The sequence below is a fragment of the Vreelandella sp. L-15 genome, assembly GCF_056857635.1.
On sequence record NZ_JBSXNN010000006.1, the window covers coordinates 1 to 9,219 of the forward strand.

Sequence of the window (9,219 nt, forward strand, 5' to 3'; positions counted from 1 at the left end):
GTCGAAGGCCGCTTTCTCGTCGCGGAGCGTTTGCGGCAGGATCACGCTGGAAACATCCCGCAAGCACGGAAACTCCGCCTTTAAGCCCACCAGTCCCTTTTCCGCCGATGAGTGCGAGACCGATTCACCGCGCTGCTGATACGCCTCCGTGCGATAGGCCAGGGTATTATTCCAGACAAAACGAGCACACCCAAACGACTGCGCCAGCACCTCACCCTGTTCGGAGGTGCGGTAGAACCGTTCTTTGTAGGCACGCTTTGTCATGCTGTATAAATATCAGGGCAATGAGGCGAAGTCAATCTGGCACCGCTACGCGGTGCGCGCTTGTATCACCGCCCGACTGGGCGATGCTTTACGCGCTGTTTGGTAAGGTAAGCAAGCCCCCGCCTAATTGGGCGGGGGCAATGCCTATTAAAAGTCGCTGAAGGAGGAGTGAGCCGCTGGCGCGGCAATAACAGGCTGGTGCGCTTCTTTATTTAACTTAAAGTTAGTCACCAAGTGGCGAAGCTGGGTGCTCAGCTGTGCTAGCTGCTGGGTAGCATGGTTACTCTGCTGTACCAGCCCCGCGTTTTGCTGAGTCATTTGATCCATTTGAGTAACTGCCTGATTGACCTGCTCGATACCGCTGCTCTGCTCAATGGTAGCGGCGGAGATTTCTTGGACCAGAGCACTCAACTGTTGAATATCTTCAACGACGCCTGTAATCACCTTGCCGGTATTGCTCACTTGGCGGCTGCCTTCTACAACTTGGGCGTCCGCATTTTCAATCAGCCCCTTGATCTCTTGCGCGGCAGAAGCAGAACGGCTTGCCAGCTGGCGCACTTCGTTGGCGACGACGGCAAATCCACGGCCTTGCTCCCCGGCACGGGCAGCTTCCACCGAGGCATTTAGCGCCAGAATATTGGTCTGGAAAGCGATGGCATCAATGGTGTTCACGATGCTGCTCATTTGGGTAGCGCTTTCGTTGATAGTAGCCATCGTAGTAATCACCGATGCCATGGCATCGCTACCACGTTGGGCGCTCTCAGCAGTTTTAGTGGCTAGTGTGCGGGCGTGATCGGCATGCTCGGCATTCTGTTTTACTGTCGCCGTCAGTTGCTCCATGCTGGAAGCTGTTTCGGCAAGCGATGCTGCCTGCTCTTCAGTGCGGGTAGAGAGCTCTTCGTTCACGCCCACAATTTGCTCTACCCCGTTATTCACTTGGTCGGCACCGTGGTGTATGTCGCTAATGGTGTCGGCTAGGGTCTCGCGCATGCGGTTAATATCATAAAGCAAACTTTTCTGATCGTTAGTTGAAAGGGACGCGACTTGGGTCAAATCCCCATCGGCGATATGGCGCACCACGGAGGCCGCATAGCGTGGGTCGCCACCTAATCGACGAGCAACATCACGAATAACCCAGCCCATCAACAGAGTCACCGGTATACCAATCACTAACAAAACAATCGCTGAGCGGATTAGCCCGGAGATAAAGGCAGCGTTGATGTCATCCACGTAAACTCCCGCCGCCAACGACCATCCCCATTCCGGTAGATGCGCGACATAGCTAACCTTCGGCACTTGGCCGTCACCGGTAATACGGCGTGAGAAGTAGTCCACATGACCGCCCCCAGCCTGAGCAACGTTAAGAAACGCAGCGTATAAACGTGTACCGCTAGCGTCTTGATAGCTGCTCATATCTTCGCCTCGGGGGCGATTGGGGTGAGACACAATGTCGAGATTATTATCAAAAGCAAAGACATATTCGCCGTCGCCAAAGCGTACGCTGGCAATATTATCAATGGCCCGCTGCTGTGCTTCCGCTTCTGTCAGTTCACCAAGCTCAGCACGTTTTTGTAAGGCCTCAAGCTGCCCATGAACGCTTTTTACAATGTGCTCAATACTGGCGCGACGCTCGTTTTCAAGCGTTTGGCGGTTTTCCCACGCCAACCAGCCTACTAATAGCAGCATCGCTATCCAAATGATGCCAAGTGTGCCCCAAAGCTTCTGCGTCGTTGTCAAACGTTTCATGATGTCCTTGTTAAAAAATTCCAATTAGTAATTAAACCCTGATCTCTATCGGCCAGAATTTTTTATACCTTAGGCTAATTAATAAAAAATGTCTGATCTATGATACCCTTTAAATTCAAAAATGATATAAACATATAATTTTTGTTGCGCTACACTCGCTGTATAGATCCACTGTTAGCAGTCCATCCCCAGGAGGCTCCAGAATGCAGCGCCCTATCGTTACCCACTTCTTTGATGAACCAACCAATACGTTCAGCTATGTGGTGCAAGACCCCGATAGCAGCGCGTGCGCCATTATCGACTCTGTTCTGGACTTTGATTACGCGGCAGGGCGCACTGATATTCGTTCAGCTAATCAAATTATAGCGTTTGTCCGTGAAAAACGGCTGGAAGTGGCTTGGGTATTGGAAACCCATGTCCACGCCGACCACCTCTCCGCTGCGCCGTATCTGCATGAGCAGTTGGGAGGCAAAACGGGCATTGGTGCTCATATCGTCGAGGTGCAGGAGATTTTTGGTAAAGCGTTTAATGCGGGCACCGAGTTTGCCCGAGATGGCAGCCAGTTTGATGCGTTATTCAATGAAGGCGATACCTTCACGATTGGCTCGTTAGAGGGGCGTGTACTGCATACGCCTGGACATACACCTGCCTGTTTGACCTATGTGATCGGTGATGCCGCCTTTGTGGGCGATACCCTGTTTATGCCGGATTACGGCACCGCGCGCTGCGATTTTCCTGGCGGCGATGCTCGCACGCTCTACCACTCTATTCAGAAAGTACTGTCTTTGCCCGAGCAAACGCGGCTGTTCTTATGCCACGACTACAAAGCGCCGGGGCGAGACGCCTATCAGCATGAAACCACCGTTGCCGAACAGCGCCAGGCCAACGTCCATGTGCACGACGGCATTAGCGAGGAAGAGTTCGTCAAAATGCGTACCGAACGGGATGCCACGCTGGGAATGCCACGTCTGATTATTCCTTCGGTACAGGTCAATATGCGGGCCGGCGAGCTGCCGCCCGCCGAAGATAACGGCCAAGTATACCTAAAAGTACCAATTAACTGGTTTTAAGCGGCGGTGGGTTTAGTGTTAATCGTGCTGACCTTGATGGGCACGATTGGTGTATGGGGGTGGATAGGGGTCGTGCCGTTGGCAACGAGCGTTGGGTAACATAAGGAGCTAGATGTGGATTGGATAGCGAGCCTGCACGGGCTAGTGGGCGGTGCGCTGATCGGGCTTTCAGCGGTGTGGCTGATGGGCGCACTAGGCCGCATTGCCGGTATCAGCGGCATCATTGGCGGTTTAATTACTCAGCGTCCCAAGGGGGATAGTGCTTGGCGGGTGGCGTTTTTAGCGGGGCTAATTAGCGGCCCGCTGCTGGTGATGGCAGTGGGCGGCGGGCTGGGTAACGTGGCGGGCGTTCCCGGTGCCGTGATTGGTGAGCCAGCGGGTGGCGTACCGCTAATGCTGTTAGCAGGCCTGCTGGTGGGGGTAGGCACTGGGCTTGGGAGTGGTTGCACCAGCGGCCACGGCGTCTGCGGCTTGGCGCGCTTGGCACCCCGCTCCATGGCAGCCACGGCTATGTTTTTGGTCACGGCGATAGCCACGGTTTATGTGGTGCGGCATGTCATTGGGGGTGGGGTATGAGTACACCAGCTGTAAAAACAGCGGCGGGTTACATCGCAGGCCTTCTGTTTGGTTTGGGGCTAGCGATCTCTGGGATGACAGACCCCGCGCGGGTGCTGGGTTTTTTGGATATTGCCGGTGCCTGGGATCCCACGTTGATGTTTGTACTCGGGGCCGCCGTAGGCACCACCTTTGTGGGCTACCGCTTAGTATTCGCTCGCGGTACGCCGCTGTTTAGCGCCAAATTTCAACTGCCGACCAAGCAGGAGCTTGATGCCAAATTGCTAGGCGGCGCGGCGCTGTTTGGGGTGGGCTGGGGGCTTTCCGGTTACTGCCCTGGGCCTGCCATTGCCTCCATGGGTGGGCTAACGCTGCCGCTTCTTGCACTGCTGGCGGCGATGGTGCTGGGCTGGTTTATTGCCCAGCGTATCGCTCGCTAAGTGAGCAACTCCGTTCACGATGACGCCCTTACTTTCCCTGGTAAGGGCGCTTTTTTTGATCTGGTGCAAGGGTTTTGCCAAAGGGCTTAACGTTCGGTTAATGCGCGTTTGTCATGCTGCTTCCATCACAAGGAAACCGCTATGCACGTCCTACTCATAGAAGATGATCCACTGGTGGCCTCGGGTATTCGTTCTGGACTGATGATGTACCACTTCGTGGTGGAGCACGTTACCTCGGTGCAGGCTGCGCGTCAGGCGATGCAAAGTGTCGCCAGCGACGTGGTGATTCTTGATCGTGGACTACCCGATGGCGATGGCTTGGCGCTGCTGCAATCCTGGCGCGATGAGGGCGTGACGACACCTGTGCTCATGCTGACTGCCAGGGATGCCGTGCGCGACAGAGTGGATGGGCTGCAAAGCGGGGCCGATGATTATCTAGTGAAGCCCTTTGATTTAGATGAGCTGGTGGCAAGGCTACATGCGCTACTGCGGCGCGTAGCCGGGCGCAGCCAAGGGCTGACCGTGCATGGTGCGCTGACACTAGACCCCAGCGCTCGGGAGGTGCGGGTAGCGGGCGAACTGATAGCGCTCTCCCGCCGTGAGTTGGTGCTGTTAGAGGCTTTTTTACACGCCCCGCGCAGCGTGCTCTCGGCGGACCAGCTCAAAGATAGCCTCTATGGGCTAAGCGATGACGTAGAGAGTAATGCGCTCAATGTCCATATTCACCATCTGCGCCGCAAATTGGGCAGTGGGATTATCGAGACCGTGCGCGGCCTGGGCTACCGCTTGGGCAAGCCAGAAGCCGTGCTTGCGCCGGGGCCGGGGCAAACGCCTAAGGGGCAACGATGAGTCTACGCGCCCGCCTGCTACTCACGCTTGGGCTGACGTTGGCGCTGCTATGGGGCGTTGCGGCTGCTTGGCTGCTCAACGATTTGCAGAAAACCTTTGTCGCCACCCTTGACCAGCGTTTGGCTCAGTCCGCGCGCATGGTGGCCGGGCTGGTGCATCAATTGCCGGAGGAGGTGTGGGAGCAGAGCATGATGACGACGCTTGCCATTCCACCCATCGAGGGGCTGGCCTGCCAGGTGCACTCGCCACGCGGAGAGGTGATTGCTCGCACCCACGCCAACATGGATAGCGTGCTAGCGCCAGGGCAGCGCGGTCACACCTACCGCCAGGAAGGCGATACCACTTGGCGCGTCTTTACCTACGAGCGCGGCGGCCTGGTCATTACCACGGCGGATCGAATGGATGAGCGCACGATGCTGCTAAACGGGGTAGTTCGGGTAGCCGTCGTGCCGTTTGTGGTGGCGTTAACCGGCAGCCTGATTGCGCTATGGGTGGGTATATGGCGCGGGCTGGCACCGTTGTCACGGTTGCGTGAGTCGTTAGCCAGCCGCCACCCAGAAGCGCTGGCGCCGGTCTCTACCTACGGTGTGCCTAAAGAGATCAAACCTCTCATTGATACGCTCAACCATTTACTCACGCGGGTGCAGCAAACCCTAGTGCGGGAGCAGCGCTTTACCAACGACGCTGCCCATGAGCTGCGCACCCCGCTCACTGCGATTAAAACTCACCTACAGGTCGCGCAACGCGCAGAGGGCCCTACGGCTCAAGAAGCTCTCAAACATGCCGAAGCAGGCGTCGTACGTTTGGCTCATACCTTAGATCAACTGCTTACGCTGGCCCGCGTCGAGGGCCGCATGCGCTTTGATGACGGCGAGCCAAGCGATGTGGCCCACGTTATAGAGCTGGCCGTTGCTGATAGCGCCGCTGCTCCAGGGCAGTGCCAGTGGCCGGGTACGCTGCCTAATGCGTGTCTGGCCATGCCTAGAGAGCTGGCGATTACGGCGCTGCGCAACCTCGTCGATAACGCCTTGCATCATGGCCCCCAGGGCGGCGCTATCACTCTCCATACAGCACAAACGCACCGCGACATTACCTTCACCGTGCACGACCAAGGCCCGGGAGTTGATGAAGATACTCTGGCTCAACTGACCCAGCGTTTTTGGAGGGCTAGTAAACAGCAGGGCAGTGGGTTGGGGTTAGCCATTGTTGCTGCGATTACGCAACGTTTTGGGGGGGATGTGCGCTTTGAAAACGCCACTTCTGGGGGCTTCTGTGCGCACTTAAGAGTACCCACCGTACCAGTCCAAACAAGTAAGACCATAACAACGGAAGCATAAGGGGGGAGTATGAAAACAGTGCATGGGGGCAGGCTCAGCCTGCTGCTAGGAGCCTGCATCATCGCGAGCACTAGCGTGGCGCAAGAGGGAGATGCCGAGCGGGGTGAAGCGGCATCGGCGACATGTGTGGCCTGTCACCAAGCCAACGGAGGAGGCATGAACATTTCCGGCGGCGAATCCTGGCCGCGCTTGGCAGGCTTAAATTCCAACTACATCGCTAAGCAGCTGCACGATTTTAAAGCCGGGGACCGTCAGAACGCGACGATGGTGACGTTCGCCAATATGCTCGACGATCAGCAAATTGCCGACGTAGCGGCGTATTACAGCCAGCTACCAGCGACGCCAGGCCAAGGCGGCGACAATGCCGATGAAGCGCTGCTGGCTCGCGGCGAGCAGCTGGCCGAACGGGGCGACTGGAACGCTTATATTGTCTCCTGTAAGAGTTGCCATGGCCCGGGCGGCCAGGGGGTGGGAGAGACGTTTCCCGGCATTGCAGGGCAACATGCGGGCTATATCAGTGCACAGCTAAACGCTTGGAAGAGTGACACACGCAGCAACGACCCTCAAAACCTAATGGGGGCGATTGCCAAGCGTATGAGTGAAGAGGATATTCAGGCGGTCTCCGCGTGGTACGCCACCCAGCCCGCCGCTGAAGGGGAGGCCGCACAATGAGCACTTACCATCGTTATATAGTGATCGCGCTATCCAGCAGCGCGCTTGCAGTGGGCACCGGTTTGAGCCTCTACGCAGCGAATGCGTTTGCCCAGCAGGAGGAGCGGGCCGATGCCGCGCTGAATCAGCTAGTACACGAACCGCCCACCATGGAAGACTTGGAAGCCTCGGATCTCCATCCAGAGCTTAAAAAAGTCATTCGCTACGGCTATGACCTATTTACCAATACCCAGCAGCTAAGAGGCGAGTACGTTTTTAACGATATGAACTGCTCAAGCTGCCATCTAGGAGAGGGCCGCGTACCGTTTAGCGCGCCGGTATGGGCAGCTGCCATCACCTTGCCCGATTTTCGCGGCAAAAATCAGCATGTGAACAACCTGGAAGAGCGCATTGCAGGCTGCTTTGCCTACTCCATGAACGGCACACCGCCCGAGTACGGTAGCGACGAAATGCTGGCGCTTAGCGCCTACCACCAGTGGCTCGCCACCGGTGCGCCGATGTACCCCGATAAGCCGATCTATGGCCGTGGTTTCCCAGCGCCTGAACAGCCTGAAACACCCAGCTATGCCAGAGGCGAGGCGGCGTACCAGGAAAACTGCGCCATTTGCCACCAAGAAGATGGCTCTGGGCACTATGAAAACGGCGAATATGTTTTCCCCGCCCCTTGGGGCGATGGCTCTAACAACTGGGGGGCCGGTATTGCACGGGTAGAAACCATGGCTGGGTTTATCTATCAAAACATGCCGCTGGGCCAGCCGCGCTCGTTAACCGGCCAGCAGGCGTGGGATATTGCTTACTACATCAATAGCCAAGAGCGCCCCCAAGATCCGCGCTACACTGGCGATGTTGCAGAAACCGCCGAGCGATTCGGCCCCACATTCCACAACCGCTCGCTCTACGGCCAAACCCGTGAGCATGACGGCCATGTGCTAGGCGACCACGCTAATTTTGGCGAGAAAGGTGACATCCAACCCTGGAACGTCGGCATGCCACGGTTCGAAAATCTCTCTGAGGAGTAAGCTTGAACGCATTTGCAGGAGAGAGCGTCAGGAGTGTTGTGGGAGGGAGCTTCAGCTCGCGACGATTAGAGCACCAGTGCTGCGGCAGGCTAAGGGCGGCTGACGCCGCCGTCGCCCAATAAATTGGCCTCCCACATCAGGCTTTCTAATCGACAAACAGCTGGTTGTTTACACTTGTATTCTAGGATGTGACTTATAGCCAAATAGCATCCCAATAGCTGTACTTTCCTATATCTTCGACCAAATTGGCTCTTAGAGGATTGGCAACGATATATCTAGCAGCTGCTTTTAGCGATGCTTCATCTTTAATCATTCGATCGTGAAAGCCATCTTGCCAAAGACGCCTGCCAATATTCAGCGATACGTAAGCCTTATAACGTCTCACAGCCTCAGAAAGGTCGCCGTTTAGCTGAAGCAACCAATGGATATGGTCTGGCATAACAACAAAAGCAAAAGTTGTCGCCAGCTCGCTCACGCGAGGGTGGTAAAAGTGCCTGGATGCACAACAGGCAGTATGAAAATTAGTAAAAACCTGCTGACGATGGCGGGTCGTCGCAGTGACTAAGTAGTGAGCATTCGGGATTGATTGCCTCCCTTGGCGAAGCAGATGGCTCCTGTTCATTATATGCTCCCTATAATTTTTAATTAACTTAGCACATGCTGTGTAGCATTTTCTGTAGGAGGGAGCTTCAGCTCGCGATAATGAAGGCACCACTGCTGCGGCAGGCTCAGGGCGGCTGACGCCGCCGTCGCCCAATAAATTGGCCTCCCACATCAGGCTCTTCACCCCTCAAGCAGTCAGGTGTGGGAGGGAGCTTCAGCTCGCGACGGTTAGGGCACCACTGCTGCGGCAGGCTCAGGGCGGCTGACACCGGCGTCGCCCAATAAATTGGCCTCCCACATCAGGGTCTTGACCCCTCAAGCAGTCAGGTGTGGGAGAGAGCTTCAACTCGCGATAATGAAGGCACCACTGCTGCGGCAGGCTAAGGGCGGCTGACGCCGCCGTCGCCCAATAAATTGGCCTCCCACATCAGGCTCTTCACCCCTCAAGCAGTCAGGTGTGGGAGGGAGCTTCAGCTCGCGATGATGAAGGCACCAGTGCTGCGGCAGGCTAAGGGCGGCTTTCGCCGCCGTCGCCCAATAAATTGGCCTCCTACTTCTTTTGTTAAGGCGCTTCGCTACCCATCATCTCAATGAGGCGTTCTTGGCTGGGGAGGCCTTGGATTCGGTCAATGCGCACAGTGCCGCCTTCAGCCTCACGTTGGAA

Annotated in this window: 10 protein-coding genes; 7 read left to right on the forward strand and 3 right to left on the reverse strand. The window is 56.4% G+C overall.

The features are described 5' to 3' along the window. Together AC13CY_RS00140 and AC13CY_RS00145 are read right to left on the reverse strand one after the other, a co-directional pair. Nucleotides 1-264: helix-turn-helix domain-containing protein (locus AC13CY_RS00140; protein WP_483052167.1), on the reverse strand; the 264-nt coding region annotated here is incomplete at its 3' end. Nucleotides 265-411: 147 nt separating this feature from the next. Continuing rightward, nucleotides 412-2,010, reverse strand: coding sequence for a methyl-accepting chemotaxis protein (locus AC13CY_RS00145; protein ID WP_230835179.1), 1,599 nt, complete (start codon nt 2,008-2,010; stop codon nt 412-414). A gap of 203 nt (nt 2,011-2,213) precedes the next feature. Here AC13CY_RS00145 and AC13CY_RS00150 point away from each other — a divergent pair, with 203 nt between their 5' ends. The 7 genes from AC13CY_RS00150 to AC13CY_RS00180 all read left to right on the forward strand — a co-directional run bounded on the left by AC13CY_RS00150 (nt 2,214) and on the right by AC13CY_RS00180 (nt 7,952). Next, nucleotides 2,214-3,080, forward strand: a complete 867-nt coding sequence (locus AC13CY_RS00150) for an MBL fold metallo-hydrolase (RefSeq protein WP_483052168.1) — start codon at nt 2,214-2,216, stop codon at nt 3,078-3,080. 114 nt (nt 3,081-3,194) lie between these two features. Then, nucleotides 3,195-3,656, forward strand: a complete 462-nt coding sequence (locus tag AC13CY_RS00155) for a YeeE/YedE family protein (protein ID WP_483052169.1) — start codon at nt 3,195-3,197, stop codon at nt 3,654-3,656. Further along, a complete protein-coding gene (locus tag AC13CY_RS00160) occupies nt 3,653-4,075 on the forward strand; it encodes a DUF6691 family protein (RefSeq protein ID WP_172416315.1) in 423 nt (140 codons plus the stop codon). Before AC13CY_RS00155 ends, AC13CY_RS00160 begins: the two co-directional genes overlap by 4 nt. Before the next feature lie 141 nt (nt 4,076-4,216). After that, nucleotides 4,217-4,924 carry a response regulator gene (locus tag AC13CY_RS00165; protein WP_062361710.1) on the forward strand — a complete coding sequence of 236 codons (708 nt, stop codon included), beginning with the start codon at nt 4,217-4,219 and terminating at the stop codon, nt 4,922-4,924. Next, nucleotides 4,921-6,261 carry an ATP-binding protein gene (locus AC13CY_RS00170; protein WP_172514648.1) on the forward strand — a complete coding sequence of 447 codons (1,341 nt, stop codon included), beginning with the start codon at nt 4,921-4,923 and terminating at the stop codon, nt 6,259-6,261. Before AC13CY_RS00165 ends, AC13CY_RS00170 begins: the two co-directional genes overlap by 4 nt. A 9-nt stretch (nt 6,262-6,270) precedes the next feature. Further along, nucleotides 6,271-6,933, forward strand: a complete 663-nt coding sequence (locus AC13CY_RS00175) for a c-type cytochrome (protein ID WP_172514647.1) — start codon at nt 6,271-6,273, stop codon at nt 6,931-6,933. Continuing rightward, nucleotides 6,930-7,952, forward strand: coding sequence for a c-type cytochrome (locus AC13CY_RS00180; RefSeq protein WP_289113161.1), 1,023 nt, complete (start codon nt 6,930-6,932; stop codon nt 7,950-7,952). The genes AC13CY_RS00175 and AC13CY_RS00180 overlap by 4 nt, the downstream gene beginning before the upstream one ends. Before the next feature lie 193 nt (nt 7,953-8,145). On the opposite strand, the gene AC13CY_RS00185 is transcribed toward AC13CY_RS00180, so the two are convergent. After that, nucleotides 8,146-8,574 carry an REP-associated tyrosine transposase gene (locus AC13CY_RS00185; protein ID WP_058577277.1) on the reverse strand — a complete coding sequence of 143 codons (429 nt, stop codon included), beginning with the start codon at nt 8,572-8,574 and terminating at the stop codon, nt 8,146-8,148. Nucleotides 8,575-9,219: the final 645 nt, after the last annotated feature.

Coding starts and splice junctions, on each gene's coding strand:
- AC13CY_RS00145 (WP_230835179.1), bottom strand. CDS start 2,010: ATGAAACGTTTGACAACGACGCAGAAGCTTTGGGGCACACTTGGCATC.
- AC13CY_RS00150 (WP_483052168.1), top strand. CDS start 2,214: ATGCAGCGCCCTATCGTTACCCACTTCTTTGATGAACCAACCAATACG.
- AC13CY_RS00160 (WP_172416315.1), top strand. CDS start 3,653: ATGAGTACACCAGCTGTAAAAACAGCGGCGGGTTACATCGCAGGCCTT.
- AC13CY_RS00165 (WP_062361710.1), top strand. CDS start 4,217: ATGCACGTCCTACTCATAGAAGATGATCCACTGGTGGCCTCGGGTATT.
- AC13CY_RS00170 (WP_172514648.1), top strand. CDS start 4,921: ATGAGTCTACGCGCCCGCCTGCTACTCACGCTTGGGCTGACGTTGGCG.
- AC13CY_RS00175 (WP_172514647.1), top strand. CDS start 6,271: ATGAAAACAGTGCATGGGGGCAGGCTCAGCCTGCTGCTAGGAGCCTGC.
- AC13CY_RS00180 (WP_289113161.1), top strand. CDS start 6,930: ATGAGCACTTACCATCGTTATATAGTGATCGCGCTATCCAGCAGCGCG.
- AC13CY_RS00185 (WP_058577277.1), bottom strand. CDS start 8,574: ATGAACAGGAGCCATCTGCTTCGCCAAGGGAGGCAATCAATCCCGAAT.